This window comes from Youxingia wuxianensis (assembly GCF_014385085.1).
Taxonomy (GTDB): domain Bacteria; phylum Bacillota; class Clostridia; order Oscillospirales; family Ruminococcaceae; genus Youxingia; species Youxingia wuxianensis.
This window is the reverse complement of record NZ_JACRTD010000003.1, coordinates 325675-342872: the sequence shown is the minus strand read 5'-3', so window position 1 is coordinate 342872 and position 17198 is coordinate 325675. Positions and strand designations below refer to the sequence as shown.

Genomic DNA, 17198 nt, shown 5'->3' with positions numbered 1-17198 from the left:
TCTATATAAAAAATACACCTCTGTCCCAAAAGCCGACAGAGGTGTACAAATATTCATAATGAGAAATGACACATAAACTTTTTATTGATTTTCTAATAGCTGCAAAAGCCCCGCCTCATCTATTATCTCAATCCCCAAAGAGGTTGCTTTGGTCAGCTTGCTGCCAGCGTCTTCCCCGGCAACTACATAATCGGTTTTTTTAGAAACGCTGGAGGATACCTTTCCTCCCGCCTGTTCGATCTTTTCTTTGGCCTCGTTTCGGGTAAGGGTTGGAAGAGTTCCCGTGAGTACAAAGGTTTTTCCTCCAAGCGTATCCCTTGAAACCTTCTTTTCCCCATACATGTTTATCCCCGCGTCCCGCAGGCGGGCAAGCAGTTTTTGATTTTCTTTTAGAGCGAAGAAATCTACTACGCTTTGAGCCATAATTCCGCCAAAGCCTTCAATCTGGCTAATCTCCTGCGCATCCGCAGCCAGCAGGTCATCAATATTTCCAAAGTGTTGTGCTAGCAGCTGAGCTGCACGCTGCCCAATTCCCCGGATACCTAAGGCATAAAGCAGCCTGGATAAGTCCCGGGTTTTGGATTTGTCCAGCGCCGTCATTAAATTCTGAGCGCTTTTCTCCCCCATACGTTCAATGGAAATTACCTTTTGAATATCCAGCCCATATAGATCGGCCGTGGATTTTACATAACCTGCGTCAATCAGAGCATGAACAATCTTTGGCCCCAGCCCATCGATGTCCATAGCGTCCCGGGAAGCAAAGTGGACAATATTTCTTGCTACTTGGGCAGGACAAGCCATATTGACACACCGCAGCGCTGCCTGGTCCTCTTCCCGTTCGGCAATACTGCCGCAGGAAGGACAGATATTTGAAATTTGATAAGGAACCGCTCCTTCTTGATGTTTCGCCACAGAAACAACTTCAGGAATAATGTCCCCCGCTTTTCGCACAATAATCCGATCCCCGATGGAAATTCCCTTTTCATTAATAAAATCCTGATTATGAAGCACCGCACGGCTGACAGTGGTACCAGCCAAAGTAATCGGTTCAAAAACAGCGGTTGGTGTGAGCGCGCCGGTTCTTCCCACTTTGATCTCAATATTCAAAAGAGTGGTTTCCTTTTCTTCCGGAGGGTATTTAAACGCAACCGCCCAACGGGGAAACTTCGCAGTAGCGCCGAGCTGATTTCTCTGCGCAAAATCGTCTACCTTAATCACTGCCCCATCAATATCAAAGGCATACCCATACCGATTTTCTCCGATAGATCTAATTTCGCAGATAGCGTCCTGGATATTTATAAACGATTTAAAGGATGGGATTACTTTAAACCCAAGCTCCTTTAGATACTCCAGGGACTGTTTATGCGAGAAAATTTCTGTTCCTTCTATCCGCTGGATATTAAAAACAAAAATATCCAGCCCTCGGGTAGCGGTAATTCTGCTGTCCTTTTGACGAAGGGAGCCAGCCGCTGCATTTCGGGGATTTTTAAAAGGTTCTTCTTCGTTTTCAATCTGCCGGGCAACCACCTTTTCAAAGCTTGTCCGGGGCATATATACTTCTCCCCGCACTTCAAGGAGAGGCAAAGGTTTTGTAAGGGTCATGGGAATGGAACCTACGGTTTTTAAGTTTTCCGATACGTCCTCCCCTGTAATTCCATCTCCGCGGGTAGAGCCTCTAAAAAATTTTCCATCCCGGTACTCCAAGGAAACAGAAAGCCCGTCGATTTTCGGCTCCACAATATACACAGGCTTCTCAACTTTATCCCTCACCCGTTCATCGAATGCGATCAGCTCCTGAGGATCAAACACATCCTGAAGCGACCCCATCTGCACTTCATGGCGCACAGGGGCGAAGGTGTTAAGTGCCGCTCCGCCTACCCGGCGGGTAGGCGAAGTTTCGCTGGCAAACTGTGGAAATTGTTCTTCCAGAGCGATCAGCTCATGGAGCAGCTTATCATATTCAAAATCCGAAATTTCCGGATCATCCATTACATAATATTGATAGTTATAGCGCTCAATTTTATTTGTTAACTGCTGTATCTGTTTTTGCGCCTTGCTCTCTTCCAAATTCGTTCACGCTCCTGTAGTTTTACTTCATTTTATTATAGCATATTTTTCCCCCTCCCACCACAATTATTGTGTCGCTTTATAGTCGTTATACTGACGAATAATGTCTGAACTATCTCCATTGATATCAGTAAAGGCGCCTGGAACTTTTCCTACGATAATTGTCTGGGCAATACAGATATTGGTATTTACTTCCGTAGTTATTGTATATACCGGGATGACGGCGCTCACCTGGGCATTAACACAAAGCATCACCTGATGAAGAGTTTGATTGATTCCGGCGGAGGTAAACTGGTTATAAATCTCTGTGCGTACATAACCTGCCGGCAAAATTTTAAATTCTACTCTGGGACCCCGCCCGGATAAAATATTTCCACCCAACAGAGTACCTACCGGAATATAAATCGGACGGGAGGAATCCTCCGTAAGCTGATCGGTCACCTTATTGGTAATTTCTGATTTTAGGCGGTTTATAGTAATCATATCTGTTTGCAGGGAGGTTACTTCTCCCTGATCATCCTTACTTAAACCAACCAAGCTTTCGTAATCCAAATGCTGCTGATCCAAAATTGAGATCACTGCATCGTTGATCGAACGAGTGGCCAATACCTGCGCTTGATAGGTCGCCATTGTCGTAATTAAAGGACGGATTCTATGATCCAATAAAAAAATAGCAATAATCATTGCACCGCCAAATAAAATCAGACGAAAAGCGGTGCGATATTTCTTCTTTACTCTTAGCCGTAGCTTTCTCATCTGGCATCAACCCCTAATGTTACACTATATTCCTTTCCCCTCTAAAAAGTGCGGTTTAAAAGAAAAAAGCCGCCTGTTTTATTAAAAACAGGCGGCTTTTTCGTTATTTATTCTTATTGTCCTTGGCGCGGATCTCGGTACGGCGGATTTTTCCGCTGATGGTTTTTGGAAGTTCTTCTACAAATTCAACAATGCGGGGATACTTATAGGGTGCTGTTTGTTTTTTTACATAATTTTGCAGTTCTTTTTTCAGCTCCTCACTAGGCTGATAGTTTTTGGTTAAAACAATCGTAGCCTTAACCACTGTACCACGGATCGGATCCGGAGCGCCGGTCACTGCACATTCAAGTACCGACGGATGCTCCATTAATACGCTTTCAATCTCGAACGGCCCAATACGATAGCCAGACGCTTTGATCACGTCGTCAGTGCGCCCAACATACCAAAAATACCCATCTTCGTCCTTCCATGCGGTGTCGCCAGTATGATACAGACCGTCATGCCAGCTTTCCGCCGTCAGCTCTTCAGCCCGGTAATAGCCGCTGAATAAGCCGTAATGTGGTTTTGTAGTATCAATTACGATCTCTCCTACTGTACCGGAAGGAACTTCATTTCCATCCTCATCCACCAAAAGGATATGATACAGCGGGGAGGGTTTTCCCATGGAACCGGGTTTCGGGATTGTGCCTACAAGGTTCGAAGTCTGCATTACGGTTTCCGTCTGTCCATAGCTTTCCATCAGACGAAGACCGGTATATTCATAAAATCTGTTATATACTTCCGGATTTAGCGCTTCGCCGGCGGTGGTAGCATATCTTAAGGAGGAAATATCATAGTTTTCCATTCCCTCTTTGATAAGAAAACGATAGATAGTCGGCGGTGCGCAGAAGGTAGTCACCTTGTACTGCTGGATTTTTTCCATCAAATCCCCTGGGACAAACTTATCAAAGTCATACACAAAGATGGATGCGCAGGCCAGCCACTGTCCATAGAGCTTACCCCATACAGATTTCATCCAGCCAGTTTCAGAAACGGTAAGATGCAGGTCATTTGCGTGAACATTGTGCCAATACCGGGCGGTAATAATATGCCCTAAAGGATAAGCGAAGTTATGAACCACCATCTTTGGAAACCCAGTGGTGCCAGAAGTAAAATATAAAAGCATGGGGTCGTTTTTACAGGTATCCCGGCGGTCCCAGCTGCCGTCATATTTTTCAATTTCTTCGCTGAAGGTAATCCAGCCTTCCCGCTGGCCCCGGACGATAAACTTGGCTTGGATACCATCATATTTCTTGCAGGCTTCGTCTACATAGTCAGCAATTTTACATTCCCCTGAGCACACACAAGCGGAAATGCTGGCGGCTTCAAACCGATATAAAATATCCTTCGTAGTAAGCAGGTTTGTAGCCGGCACCCCTACCGCCCCAATTTTATGCAGAGCAAGAACCGCGAACCAGAACTCATAGTGGCGTTTGAGCACCAGCATAACCATATCGCCTTTTTTTATCCCATGCTCGCTGAACATCTGGGCGCATTTGTCAGAATATTTTTTGACTTCGCCAAAGGTAAGAATTTTTTCTTCCCCCGCCACATTGCACCATACCAAAGCGCGGCGCTCCGGGTCCAAACGAGCGATCTCATCTACTACATCATACGCGAAGTTAAAGTTCTCCGCTGGGGTTGGCTCAAAATAGTTCAGAACTCCATTTTCATCAAAGCCTTCTTTACAGAAGCGCTGATAAAAATTTTCCATATCCATTATTCTTCCTCCTCGCCCTGAGTTTCACTTTTCATAACAATGGCCAAAAATTTACATTCCTTCCCGCCAGTGGCAATCATGCCATGGCCATGGCCGGAATCGTAATAAATGGCGTCCCCTTCATTTAACACTTCTGTATGTCCTTCCATCTGAACCTTCAGACTGCCGGAAAGAATATAGTCAAATTCCTGTCCTTCATGATAGGAAAGATGAATAGGTTTATCCTGTTCCTCCTCAAAATAAGGGGCGGTTACCAAAAACGGCTCAGCCGTTTTATTATTGAACCGATACGCCATGTGATGATACGTAAATCCTTTACGGCGATTAATATTTAACCCGGAACCTTTGCGTACAATGGAATAAAAAGAAAGTTTGGGAGTTTCTCCGGTCAGCAGTTCTACGATATCCACATGAAAGACCTGGGCGCAGTTATAAAGAAATGTAAAACTGAAATCACTTTTTCCGTTTTCACAGTCTAAATATTCCTCTGGGGTAATTCCTGTTTCATTCGCCATATATTCCGGCGTAAATTCTAAAATTTCACGTAATGTCCGAATTCTCTGGGCAATTTCCTGAATTTGATCCTGCATAACATATACCTCCATATAAAATATTTACCGCATATAAAAAGACCCGTCCCCATAAAAGGGACGAGTCTGTATAAACAACCCGTGGTACCACCCAAATTGTGTTATAAACTAACACCACTCAGCAAAGCTCTAACAAGCTTCTGGCCAATAACGCAGCCAATGCGGGGGAGTCTACTCGATACCCTTTTGGTCCCCGACTCAAGGGTGATAGCAAAAAACAATCTGACGCCAGCTCCCACCAACCGCTGGCTCTCTGCGGACAGATATTCCGTTTTTGCCGTCCCTGTCACAGTCTCTACACTTTATGAATTGACCCAATAGTACACCAAAATTTGTGCTTTGTCAACAGTCCGATGAAAAAAATTTTAGCAAATCTTTGAAATTTTCTACCACCGTATCCGCGCCATTATCATACAGCTCCTGTTTATCACGAAATCCCCAAAGAGCTCCGACGGCGTAAACGCCTCCATTTTTTGCCGTTTGCATATCCACTCCTGAATCCCCTAGATAAAGGCAATTTTCCGGCGATATTCCCGTAAAAGTAAGGATTTCCTCTACCAGTGCCTTATCCGGCTTTCTGGGGTAGCCCTCTCGCTGGCCATGGACGATAGAAAAGCGATTGCCGAACATTTCTTTCACTAAGGATACAGCGAAATTATGGGGCTTATTGGACAGTACTGCCAATGAGACTCCCCTATTTTTTAAAACATCCAAAGTTTCCAATACCCCATCATATGGCTGAGTACAGTCCTTTGTGTGCTGATGATAGTATGTATCAAACTTCTCTTTTACCTTCATAAGCAATTCTGCATCGTTTCGGCACTGTATAGGGACCATTCTTTCCACCAGCTTATAAATTCCATCTCCCACAAAATACCGATACTGCTCTACCTCATGAACAGGCAGGCCATACTGTTCCAGCGCCCAGTTGCTTGCGTTGGCTAAATCTTCCAAAGTGTTGAGCAGCGTCCCATCCAAATCAAAAATTGCAAGCTGAAACATTTTTATTCCTCCAAAGCTAGAAAGGCACACATTTGTGTGCCCTTCTCTTATTTCTCCAATTTCGCAGAAACTTTGCTCATAAAACGTTGGCTATCCACGATAAAACGGGTATGAACGCCTTTTCCGATCTCTCCTTTTTCATCCCGGGCAATTACCTCAAAATCAATCTTTCTTCCGTCTACGCCGGTAACAGTAGCGGTAACAGTTACCTTCATTCCCAAAGGAGAAGCGCTGGTATGCTCTACATTCATCAGTGTGCCTACAGATGTCTGCCCTTCTTCCAACTGATCGCTTACCAATTGAGAGGCAGCTTTCTCCATAAAGGCGATCATCGCCGGAGTTGCTAATACCTCTAATTCGCCGCTGCCGACTACATTGGCCAGATGCTGTTTTTTTACTTCTATGGTAATCGAATTGGTTTGTCCTTTGATCATAATCATCCCTACCTTGTCGTTAAAAGTTTGTCAAGAATATTATAGCATTTCTGACGCATTTTTCAACTTAAGAAAATATAAATTTTTCATCCGTATAGGTACAGGTGATCTTATCTCCTGCTTTAATATTGCCATGAAGCATTTCATCTGCCAACCGGTCCTCAATTTTTGCCTGGATCGCCCTGCGCAGGGGCCTTGCTCCATATACTGGGTCAAAGCCTTCAATGGAAATTTTTTCAGAAGCGGTTTCATCAAAACTGATATCAATATGAAGCCCTGCCAGGCGATTTTTTAATTTCTCCAGCATATTATCAGCGATTTTACGAATCTCTTCCTGGGAGAGCTTATGAAATACAATAATTTCATCTATACGATTAAGAAATTCCGGTTTAAAGGATTTTTTTAGTTCTCCCATCATGGTATTTTTAATAAACGTTTGTTGCTGCTGGGCGTTTTTTTCTTCCCCAGTTCCAAATCCAAGATTTTTATGCTCGGAAATCAGCTGGGCGCCAATATTTGAAGTCATAATAATAATCGTATTTTTAAAGTTTACCGAGCGTCCTTGAGAATCTGTTAAAACGCCCTCCTCTAAAATTTGGAGAAGGAGATTAAAGAAATCCGGGTGCGCCTTTTCGATCTCATCAAATAAAATAACAGAATAAGGTTTCCGGCGGATTTTTTCTGTAAGCTGTCCAGCTTCATCATATCCCACATAACCCGGAGGCGCGCCTACAAGTTTGGAAACCGTATGTTTTTCCATATATTCCGACATATCCAAGCGTATCATGGCATGAATATCCCCGAACATACTTTTTGCCAGCGCTTTACATAGTTCGGTTTTTCCAACGCCGGTAGGCCCCAGAAAGATAAAGGATCCCAACGGTCTGGCCGGATCATGCAGCCCTACTCGGGAACGCCGGATAGCGTTTGCTACCGCTTTGACCGCCTGTTCCTGGCCGACGATCATTTCATGGAGAGTATCCTCCAGATGAAGCAGCCGTTCTCCTTGCTGCTGGGTAATGCTGGTCACATCGATCCCAGTAATATCAGAAACCAACTGAGCAATCTCATTTTCGGTCAATACATTGCCTGTGCCGTCCTCGGAAAATTCCCACTCCGCTTTGGCTCGCTCTAGCTTTAACTTAATATCCGCTTCTTTATCACGGATACTAGCGGCTAATTCAAAATCCTGAGAAGTAATCGCATTTTCCTTATCCGCCTTTAAATTGATCAGCTTTTCTTCCAAATCCTTCATGTTATTCGGCACTGTAATGTTATATATCTTTACATGTGAACAAGCCTCATCCAGAAGATCAATTGCTTTATCCGGAAGTCGGCGATCAGTAATATACCGGGCAGAAAGTTCTACGGCAGCTTTTATTGCTTTCTCCGTGATGTGAATATTATGGTGATCCTCGTATTTTTCCCGCAGGCCTTTGATAATTTTCACTGCATCCTCTTCGTTCGGTTCCTCCACCATAACACTTTGAAAGCGTCTCTCCAGAGCACTGTCCTTTTCGATAAACTTGCGGTACTCATCGATAGTAGTCGCGCCGATCAGTTGAAATTCTCCCCGGGCAAGTTGCGGTTTTAAGATATTCGCCGCATCTACGGCGCCTTCCGCGGCTCCGGTGCCAATAATAGTATGCAGTTCATCAATAAAAAGGATGATATTTCCTGCATTGATCACTTCTTCAATGGTGTTTTTAATCCGCTCCTCAAAATCCCCACGGTATTTGGTTCCTGCCACCATTCCGGTTAAATCCAGGGAAACCAGACGCTTCCCTTTTAATTGAGGAGGTACTTCCAATCCTACAATTTTTTGAGCGATCCCCTCGGCGATCGCTGTTTTTCCTACACCGGCTTCTCCTATAAGGCAGGGGTTGTTTTTTGTCCGGCGGGTAAGAATCTGCAGCACCCTCTCGATTTCTTTTTCCCGCCCGATTACTGGGTCCAATTTTCCCTGTCTGGCCGCTTCTGTAAGGTCCCGGCTGTATTTATCCACAAGCGGGGTTTTAACCGCTGTTTTTATTGTTTTAGGCGGAAGGTTTTTTCTGGATTTATCATTGAAATATTCGTTGTTGTCACTCATGGAAAGATCATTTAGTTGTTTGAGCACCATTTCAGTATCCACATTCATCTGACGGATAAATTTTACCCCATAACTATCGTTTTCTTTTAAAAGATTCAGCAGGATGTGTTCTGTCCCTGCCAGTTGAATTCCTGTCATCCGCGTCTGCATTAAGGACATTTCCAGAATTCTTTTGCATCTGGGGGTAATATCGTTTGGGGTAAGCACCGACTGAATCCCCCTGCCTACTGTTTTAATCAAAAGCTCCTTGATTTTATCATAGGTAATATCCATCTGCCGCAGAACTGTAAATGCGACCCCACTGCCTTCTCCCAACAATCCTAAAAGAAGATGTTCGCTGCCAATATACGTATGCCCCAAAGCGGATGCTTCCTCGATTGCAATATTTATCGCACTGTTCGCTTTCTGGGTGAACCCATTAAATTTAAACACAATCTCACCTCATAGAATTTTATGCGCTTCCAATACTAATATTGTCAACCCATCCGTTGGATATTCCACCTCATTTAAAACTCCTGAGGATTTCCCCGGAAAATTAAAATGCAACCTTGTAACCGAAGCCGGTAAGTTTACATATTATAAGTTGAAAACACTATTAGGAGGTTTTTAATAATGGGATGCAATAATAACGCTTTTGGCGGAAACTATTTTTGGATTATTATCCTGATCATCATCATCGTATTCTGGGGCGGCGCTGGCAGCTTCGGCGGATACGGCAATGGCGGTTGCGGATGCAACAACGGCTGCGGATACAACAACGATTGTGGCTGCGGCTGCTAGTTATCCAATCTGCATAGAACCTACAAAAGCAAACGCGGGGAAATGTTAGTTCATTTCCCCGCGTTCCCTCTATTTACAGCTGTTTTCTTAACTGATCCATCGTCTGAAGATAGTCTTTTTCTTTCCTTTTACGATAAGCGCGCAGCAAGTTGATTGTAATGGAAGCCACAATAGCCAAAATCATAACAATCGGTATCAGCCATTTACTGTACTGTTCATCCGTACTGAGGATTTCCGTCCACATCTGATCCATATACAAATTAAGCTCAGTGGGAAGCTCTACAAAAAACTCCGTTTTATCCAAGAGCTCCTGAGACGGATAAAGAACCTCGTTCTCTTTTGTTTCCTCATCCAGAAGGTCGTACGTACCTTGGTTGGGCGTAGAATATGCGATATACTCCATATTCGCTAAAGCCACTTCCGGCTCCATCATAAAATTAAGGAACATTTCCGCACATTCTTTTTCCTTCGCGCCTTTTGGGATCACCATAGCATCTACAAACCGGTTGGTCCCTGTCTCAGGTGTAAAAAAGCCAATATTCGGATTATCCTCTAAAATCAGCAGATAATCTCCGGCGTAATAAGGCGCAATAGCGGCCTCGTTTCCGATCATCTTATCAAAAATCTCATCCATGACATACGCCTGGACCAACAGTTTCTGATCTTTCAAATCTTCCGCGGCTTCCCTGATCTGCTCTTTGTTTTCTGGATTCATCGGATAGCCCAAACGGTTAAGAGCAATGGCAAAGGCGTCTCTGGGATTATTAAACATCAGGATTTCGCCCATATATTTTTCATTCCATAACAGGTCCCAAGAGCCTAAATCCTCTTCATCAACCACTTCCGTATTATAAATAATCCCTACAGTCCCCCACATAAAAGGAAGGGAATATTCATTGGTAGGATCATATTGAGCATTCAAAAAGCTTTCCATGGTGTAATGGGCATTAGGAATATTTTCATAATTAAGCTTTTCCAGCATCCCTTCATTGATCATGCGCGCGATCATATAATCAGAAGGAATTACCACATCGTACAGAGCCCCGCCGCCTTTCAAACGGGCATACAGTTCCTCGTTGGTAGCGAAGGTGGTGTAGTTTACTTTGATCCCGGTAAGCTCTTCAAACTCCTTAATTACGTCCATTCCTTCGTCCGAACCATCGGAAATATAATCTCCCCAGTTATGGACATTAATTGAGCGATTCTGGCCCTGAAATTTAGTGTAATACTCCGGGTCATCCACTTCTACCTGGGCAAATACAGGGGCTGCCAGATACAAACAGGCCAGCACAAACAGCACAAGGGATAAAAGTTTTTTCATCTTCTCTCCCTCACTTTCAGTTTTGCCATCTGCCTTTCCTTTCTGCCCTCGTAAATATTTACAATCAGAAGTACAGAAAGAACCACCAAGAAAATAATCGTGGACAAGGCGTTAATCTCCGGGCTTACCCGGCGCCGTGTCATAGAAAAAATAGTAACCGGCAAGGTCTGGGAGGTTGCCCCGCTGACAAAATAACTAATAATAAAGTCATCCAGCGAGTAGGTAAACGCCATTAAAAATCCAGCTACAATTCCTGGCATAATTTCTGGAATAACTACTTTAAAAAACGCCTGCATCCGATCACAGCCCAAATCCTGAGCCGCTTCGTAAATATGACTGTCCAACTGGCGAAGTTTCGGCATTACATTTAAAATCACATACGGTAAATTAAAGGTAATATGGGCCAAAACCAAGGTAATAAACCCAAATTCCACTCCTATGCCTAATTTTTGCTTAGCATACACAAACAGCAGCATCAAAGAAACGCCTGTAACAATTTCCGGATTGATAATAGGCAGATAAGTAACATTCATCATCATGTTCCGGGAAAATCTCTTCATTTTTGAAATTCCAATGGCAGCCATCGTCCCAATAATAGTAGCGAAAATGGAGGATATTACGGCCACTATCAAGGTGTTTCCCAAAGACTGAAGAATAATTTCGTTGGTAAAGAGTTTTTCATACCAACGGGTGCTAAATCCTGTCCATGCTCCACGAGTTTTGGACTGGTTGAAAGAAAACACAATTAAAACCAAAATAGGAGCGTATAGAAAAGCGGTAAGCAGTCCTACATAGGTTTTTGAAAGCCATTTCATTTGATTACCCCCTCCATATCCTCACCGCCGAATTGGTTGGTGATACTCATACAAAGAAGGATCAGAACCATCAATACCAAAGAAATCGCCGCACCCAAATTGGGATTATAAGCATTCCCAAGGAACTGTAAATCAATTAAGTCGCCGATCAGCAGATTTCCTCCGCCGCCCAACATTCTGGAAATAACAAAAGTACTTACCGAAGGAACAAATACCATGATCACTCCGGTGGAAATTCCAGGGATACTTAATGGAATCAGCACCTTACCGAGCACGCCAACCCAGTTAGCGCCCAAATCCTGAGCCGCTTCGATTACACTGTTGCTGATCTTTGTCATAACCGAATAAATTGGCAGCAGCATAAAAGGAAGATAGTTATATACCATTCCTAGAACTACCGCCCCTTGCGTATTAATCATTTCCAGCGGTCCGATTCCAAAATTGGCAAGAAAACGGTTGATCAATCCGTTCTTTTCCAGTATGGTCATCCAAGCATAGGTACAGAGCAAAAAATTCATCCACATAGGCAGCATAACCAGCATAATCATAGTACGCTGAGAGTTGCTGCTGCGGCGGGAAATAATAAATGCTAGCGGAAAGGCTAAGACAAGGCAGATCACGGTTGCCACAAATGCCAGCCATACGGAGCGTACCAATACCGGAGCGTATTCGCCTACCTGGGAGATATAGCTAATAGTAAACTGCCCGTCCGGGGTAGTTACCGCGTACATTACTACCAATGCCAAGGGTACAAGAATAAAAATAATCATCCACAAAATATAGGGAGCGGCAGCTGCTTTTTGTCTCATCTTCCCGCCTCCATTTTCTTCATAATATGGATGTCAAAAGGAATAACCTCCATCCCAACAAAAGATCCCGGCTGCTGGCTCTGAGTGGAATGGATGATCCATTTATAGCCGTGAGCGTCTACAACCATTTCAAAATGTACGCCTTTGAATATGACAGATTCTACCGTACCAGTTATTTGCGCATCTTCTGGCGGCACAATCTTTAAATCCTCTGGACGAATCACTACGTCTACCCGTTCCATTTTGTCGAAACCGGTATCTACACATTCAAACTTTTTGCCAGCAAACTCAACCAGACAATCCTGGTGCATCACGCCGTCCACAATATTGCTTTCCCCGATAAAATCGGCCACAAAAGCGTTTTTAGGTTCATTGTAAATATCCTGTGGCGTTCCCACCTGCAGAATATTTCCATCCTTCATAACCACAACCGTATCCGACATGGTCAGCGCTTCTTCCTGGTCATGGGTAACGTAGATAAAGGTGATTTCCAAGCTCTGTTGGATACGTTTAAGCTCAATCTGCATCTCTTTTCGCAGTTTTAAATCCAAAGCTCCCAACGGTTCATCCAATAACAAGACTCTAGGCCGGTTGACCAGCGCCCGGGCAATCGCTACACGTTGCTGCTGGCCGCCGGAAAGCTGTTCAATGTTTCTGTGGTCATATCCTTTCAGATTGACTAGATCCAGCATTTCTCTTACCAATGCCTGGCGTTGTTCCACCGGCATTTTTTTAATTTTTAGCCCAAATTCCACATTTTCAAATACATTTAAATGGGGAAAAAGGGCATAACGCTGGAATACGGTGTTGACCTGACGCTTATGAGGCGGCAAGTCGTTGATTTTTACGCCATCAAAAAAAACGTCCCCCTCTTTTGGATCGACGAAACCGCCGATAATCCGTAGCGTGGTTGTTTTTCCACAGCCAGACGGACCAAGAAGTGTAACGAATTCTTTGTCGCGTATGTCGAGATTCAATCCGGTCAATACAGGTTCATCGTTAAAATCAACCGAAATGTTTCTCAGGCTTACAATATTTTTTTCACTCATTCATGCATCCCCCTTTGCGGATTTTAGATCGTCTTTACGACCCCCGATGATTTCTTACCGCTAACCGCAAAAGGTTTTTTCTAATCGTAACGGAAACGTTGACACCGTTTCCGCCCGTTCTTAGGCGGTAAATTGTCATCGATTTGTATTGCAGATGCAAAAACTGCAATAATCAATATATCATAAAGATAAAATTTGTCAAGGATTTTAGCCTGTTTTTTCTTAAATTCGGTGAAATACCGGGATTTTATTGAAAATCATTTATTTTTTCGTAGATATTCTACGGATAACGGAAATTTTCTTTGATTTTTTCCGTTTCAAAAAATTTGTTCATCAATTCAACATTTTATAGCAACACTTGCAGTATACTTTATTTATAACTTACGCCTATCATACAAATGTGAACAGGCCTGTTACTCTTGCATCATAGTGCAGTATTCATAGTTTGGTAACAGAAGGTAGACAATTTTTTGATATACTTAGATTAATAAGTAATTGAGAAAGGATGATTCTTATGAGTTGGAATGTACACCTATTGGAAAATGTAACTGAAGCTAAACAGTTACAACAGCTGATAAAGATGCGTCCTGAAGAAGTATCGAAAATGGAGGAAATACTCAAACGATATCCTATGTCTATTCCTCAGTATTATCTTTCCCTTATTGATTTTCAGGACCCAGAAGACCCTATTCGTAAAATGTGTATCCCCTCTGTTCAAGAAACAGATATAGGAGGCACATTTGATACCAGTGGGGAAAGCGACAATACGGTAATTACTGGAATGCAACACAAGTATTCCCAAACTGCGATGGTTTTATCTACCAGTCAGTGCGCAATGTACTGCCGGCACTGCTTTCGGAAACGACTGGTAGGTCTGAGTGATCAGGAGATTGCTACGTATTTTGAAAAAATCCTTGAGTATATCAAAAATCATAAGGAGATTAATAATGTACTAATTTCCGGAGGAGACGCATTTTTAAACGACAATGCCACTATAAAAAAATATTTGGATGCTTTGTGCCCCATCGACCATTTGGATTTTATCCGTTTTGGGACAAGAAGCCCGGTAGTGCTTCCTGCACGGATTTATGATGATTTTGAACTGCTTTCTATTCTAAAGGACGCTTGTACTCAAAAACAGATTTATGTAGTTACCCAGTTTAATCATCCAAAAGAACTGACTCCTCAATCGCTAAAAGCGATTAAATGTTTACAAGAAATCGGTATTGTTATTAAAAATCAAACGGTTCTTCTAAAAGGAATTAACGACGATCCTTCGGTACTGGGCAATTTATTAAAAGGACTTACCCAATGTGGCGTCGTCCCCTATTATATCTTTCAGTGCCGGCCAGTTACCGGCGTGAAAGGACAATTCCAGGTCCCATTGGAAAAAGGTTATGAAATTATAGAGGCCGCAAAAAATAGACAAAATGGACAAGGCAAATGTGTAAAATACGCAATGTCCCATAAAACAGGAAAAATTGAGATATTAGGGAGGCTTCCAGATAATAGGATGCTCTTCAAATATCATCAAGCAAAAAAAGTCAAAAATAACAGCCGTATATTTATTTTGCCGCTGAAAGAAGGCCAGTGTTGGCTGGACGATGATTTTGATAAAAACAAAAAAATTTGCTAGGCGCGGCTATAAAAAATAAAATCTCCTGTTTTTGCTAACAGGAGATTTTACATTTCTAATTTTAGTTTGGGTAATCTAAATCTGAGGTGATATTATGCCGAAAGAACATGCTTATTTTATTGTGGAAAACATTAAAGGAAAGTATGACCTGTCTCAGATCAAACAAAATCTCCATGGACTGCATGGTATTTGTACGATTAGCGCCGATCCGAAAACCCATCTGATATCGGTGAACTATAATAGTGCCAGAGTCACCTACGATAAGATAGAGAACCGTTTAAACAAGTTGGGGTATCAAATCGCCGCAGATGCCAGTAACATTCTGACACAATAACGCCTCACCGCCCTAACCGGGCGGTTTTTTATTTAAGCACAGCATTAAACTTTTTCAAATCTGCCCTGATCTCGGACACAATTAATAGTGCTGCTGTCTCTACCTACTATTTCTCTTCTGTTTGCTTTTCATGAACCATTTTTTCGTCGATCCTGTTGTTCTGCTATATCAATAGACGTAATATTAAAGGCACAGCAATGCTTACCGTTTTGATATCTATTCTTATCTAACAATTGTGATGGATATCTAGATTTTTCTGTTATGGCATGTCGTAGCCACAACGCATCTGTGAAACTATAGCATCTGAGAGAAATTCTGCTTCTCCCATTTGATGCTTCCATTCCATGTTCATATTCATACATATAAAGATAAAGTAAAGAGTCCTTTACTTTTGGAACCCAATCATTAACATCAATTAGTAAATCCCATTCATCTATTAAACTATCTGGTCGTGAAAAAAGAATGCTGGTTTGATCACTATAAATATTGAAACTCATAGGAAAACCAAAAATCAATTTTGCAAAAAGCACTACTTCCAAATATCCTTCTGGCGTTCCATCACAGAAAATAGCTTCCATTGGATCTATTGCGTTTTGGGGCAATTCTATTATAGGTAAAAAGTATTTGTTTTTACACTTTGCGTTATGGATATCACCACGTTTTATTGCTGCGACAGTTCCTAATGATCCATGATATTCTTTAGCGACATAGCAAAAAATATCATATTCTTTGTCTAAGCTTAGATGTTTATATGGCAGAATAAGACTATTTAAACATAATTCAATAGGCCACTCTGGATTTTCAGAATGGGAAATTTCATTAAAAGCAAATTCCAATTTATCTAATAAAGGATTTTCCACATCAGAAATAGCCCTATACGTTTCAGCGATTGGATACTGATCGAGTCTATAATACATAATGATATCCTCAATATTAAATTAAATCTTAGATGAAAATATCTGAAGTACAAATAATTAATAATATAGTAGCATTTGTTGAGAATACTTGCAACCCTTTATCAGATGGTAACGTTTTTTCCCAAGGCTCGTTTCATAATCTGACTTGTAATAATAAAACTCACTGTGTTCTTTCGTGTAAACCTCTTTATCGTTCCTAGAAATCCTAAGCCTTGATAAAGCAGAACTTATCGGTATTGTTTTGAAATTGTTATATTTTTGCGCGATATCTAAAGCCGAATAATACGTTGGGGTTTCGTCGTAAAGAGTAACCATTGGAGAGATAGTACCAATGAACAGGAATAGCCTTTTCAATAATTCTTCACCTTCTCTAGTTGCTATATTCTATGGAAATGATACAAAAAAGCTACCGAGGCACAAAGAGGATGCAATGCTATATTAAGGCAAGGAGAATCATCACAAACACAGTAGGTTTCTACAATTAAACAATTATATAAGTTGAGTATATTATATACCCAACTTCAGTTGCTTTCAATTTATTTTCTTTTTCCCAATTCTCTTTTGTATTCCTATAGTACTAACATCCCTTGGAGCACAAGGATTTGGAACATATAATAGAATTGGGACTTTTCTGTTAAAGGCGCGTAAAACAAAAAAGGGTAAGTCCTATAAGGACTTACCCTTGGTCCGAATAGCGGGACTTGAACCCACGGCCTCTACCACCCCAAGGTAGCGCGCTACCAAACTGCGCCATATCCGGAAGATCTGTCCTAAGGACAGCTTAATTATTTTATCATAAGTTACTGGGAAAATCAAGGGGATTTTGATAGATTTTCA

At 42.2% G+C, this 17198-nt stretch carries 15 protein-coding genes, 1 tRNA gene and 1 other annotated feature; of the genes, 3 read left to right on the top strand and 13 right to left on the bottom strand.

What is annotated here, in order from left to right; all coding sequences use genetic code 11:
* Positions 1-81: 81 nt before the first annotated feature.
* The 7 genes from ligA to H8705_RS05905 form a co-directional block, all read right to left on the bottom strand.
* Positions 82-2067 carry an NAD-dependent DNA ligase LigA gene (gene ligA / locus H8705_RS05935; RefSeq protein ID WP_262394903.1) on the bottom strand — a complete coding sequence of 662 codons (1986 nt, stop codon included), beginning with the start codon at positions 2065-2067 and terminating at the stop codon, positions 82-84.
* Between the two features lie 66 nt (positions 2068-2133).
* Positions 2134-2823: a sporulation protein YunB gene (gene yunB / locus H8705_RS05930; RefSeq protein ID WP_262394902.1), complete on the bottom strand. Its 690-nt coding sequence runs from the start codon at positions 2821-2823 to the stop codon at positions 2134-2136.
* A gap of 103 nt (positions 2824-2926) precedes the next feature.
* Complete coding sequence (locus H8705_RS05925; protein WP_262394901.1) at positions 2927-4582, bottom strand: AMP-binding protein; 1656 nt, start codon at positions 4580-4582, stop codon at positions 2927-2929.
* The gene (locus tag H8705_RS05920; protein ID WP_262394900.1) at positions 4582-5172 is read right to left on the bottom strand and encodes a helix-turn-helix domain-containing protein; all 591 of its coding nucleotides are present in this window, start codon (positions 5170-5172) and stop codon (positions 4582-4584) included. Before H8705_RS05920 ends, H8705_RS05925 begins: the two co-directional genes overlap by 1 nt.
* Before the next feature lie 53 nt (positions 5173-5225).
* Positions 5226-5471 (bottom strand) — a binding site (T-box leader).
* Positions 5472-5514: 43 nt separating this feature from the next.
* Positions 5515-6174, bottom strand: a complete 660-nt coding sequence (locus H8705_RS05915; RefSeq protein ID WP_262394899.1) for an HAD family hydrolase — start codon at positions 6172-6174, stop codon at positions 5515-5517.
* Positions 6175-6221: 47 nt separating this feature from the next.
* The gene (locus H8705_RS05910; RefSeq protein ID WP_262394898.1) at positions 6222-6608 is read right to left on the bottom strand and encodes a thioesterase family protein; all 387 of its coding nucleotides are present in this window, start codon (positions 6606-6608) and stop codon (positions 6222-6224) included.
* Between the two features lie 67 nt (positions 6609-6675).
* On the bottom strand, positions 6676-9132 hold the full coding sequence (locus tag H8705_RS05905; RefSeq protein ID WP_262394897.1) for an ATP-dependent Clp protease ATP-binding subunit: 2457 nt from the start codon (positions 9130-9132) through the stop codon (positions 6676-6678).
* A gap of 180 nt (positions 9133-9312) precedes the next feature.
* Between H8705_RS05905 and H8705_RS05900 the strand changes: the two genes are divergently transcribed.
* Positions 9313-9480 (top strand): hypothetical protein, encoded by a 168-nt coding sequence (locus tag H8705_RS05900; RefSeq protein ID WP_262394896.1) that lies wholly within the window; start codon positions 9313-9315, stop codon positions 9478-9480.
* A 73-nt stretch (positions 9481-9553) separates the two neighbouring features.
* On the opposite strand, the gene H8705_RS05895 is transcribed toward H8705_RS05900, so the two are convergent.
* The 4 genes from H8705_RS05895 to potA are packed head-to-tail and all read right to left on the bottom strand — an operon-like array spanning position 9554 to position 13474.
* The gene (locus H8705_RS05895; RefSeq protein WP_262394895.1) at positions 9554-10801 is read right to left on the bottom strand and encodes an ABC transporter substrate-binding protein; all 1248 of its coding nucleotides are present in this window, start codon (positions 10799-10801) and stop codon (positions 9554-9556) included.
* A complete protein-coding gene (locus H8705_RS05890) occupies positions 10798-11616 on the bottom strand; it encodes an ABC transporter permease (RefSeq protein WP_262394894.1) in 819 nt (272 codons plus the stop codon). The genes H8705_RS05895 and H8705_RS05890 overlap by 4 nt, the downstream gene beginning before the upstream one ends.
* Positions 11613-12425 carry an ABC transporter permease gene (locus tag H8705_RS05885; RefSeq protein ID WP_262394893.1) on the bottom strand — a complete coding sequence of 271 codons (813 nt, stop codon included), beginning with the start codon at positions 12423-12425 and terminating at the stop codon, positions 11613-11615. The genes H8705_RS05890 and H8705_RS05885 overlap by 4 nt, the downstream gene beginning before the upstream one ends.
* On the bottom strand, positions 12422-13474 hold the full coding sequence (gene potA / locus H8705_RS05880; RefSeq protein ID WP_262394892.1) for a spermidine/putrescine ABC transporter ATP-binding protein: 1053 nt from the start codon (positions 13472-13474) through the stop codon (positions 12422-12424). Before potA ends, H8705_RS05885 begins: the two co-directional genes overlap by 4 nt.
* Positions 13475-13988: 514 nt before the next feature.
* On the opposite strand from potA, the gene H8705_RS05875 reads away from it, so the two are divergent.
* Positions 13989-15110: a KamA family radical SAM protein gene (locus H8705_RS05875; protein WP_262394891.1), complete on the top strand. Its 1122-nt coding sequence runs from the start codon at positions 13989-13991 to the stop codon at positions 15108-15110.
* A gap of 94 nt (positions 15111-15204) precedes the next feature.
* Positions 15205-15444 (top strand): cation transporter, encoded by a 240-nt coding sequence (locus tag H8705_RS05870; RefSeq protein WP_262394890.1) that lies wholly within the window; start codon positions 15205-15207, stop codon positions 15442-15444.
* Positions 15445-15572: 128 nt separating this feature from the next.
* On the opposite strand, the gene H8705_RS05865 is transcribed toward H8705_RS05870, so the two are convergent.
* Both H8705_RS05865 and H8705_RS05860 read right to left on the bottom strand, forming a co-directional pair.
* Positions 15573-16361 (bottom strand): hypothetical protein, encoded by a 789-nt coding sequence (locus H8705_RS05865; protein WP_262394889.1) that lies wholly within the window; start codon positions 16359-16361, stop codon positions 15573-15575.
* Positions 16362-17044: 683 nt separating this feature from the next.
* A tRNA-Pro gene (locus H8705_RS05860) sits at positions 17045-17121 on the bottom strand.
* Between the last annotated feature and the right edge of the window lie 77 nt (positions 17122-17198).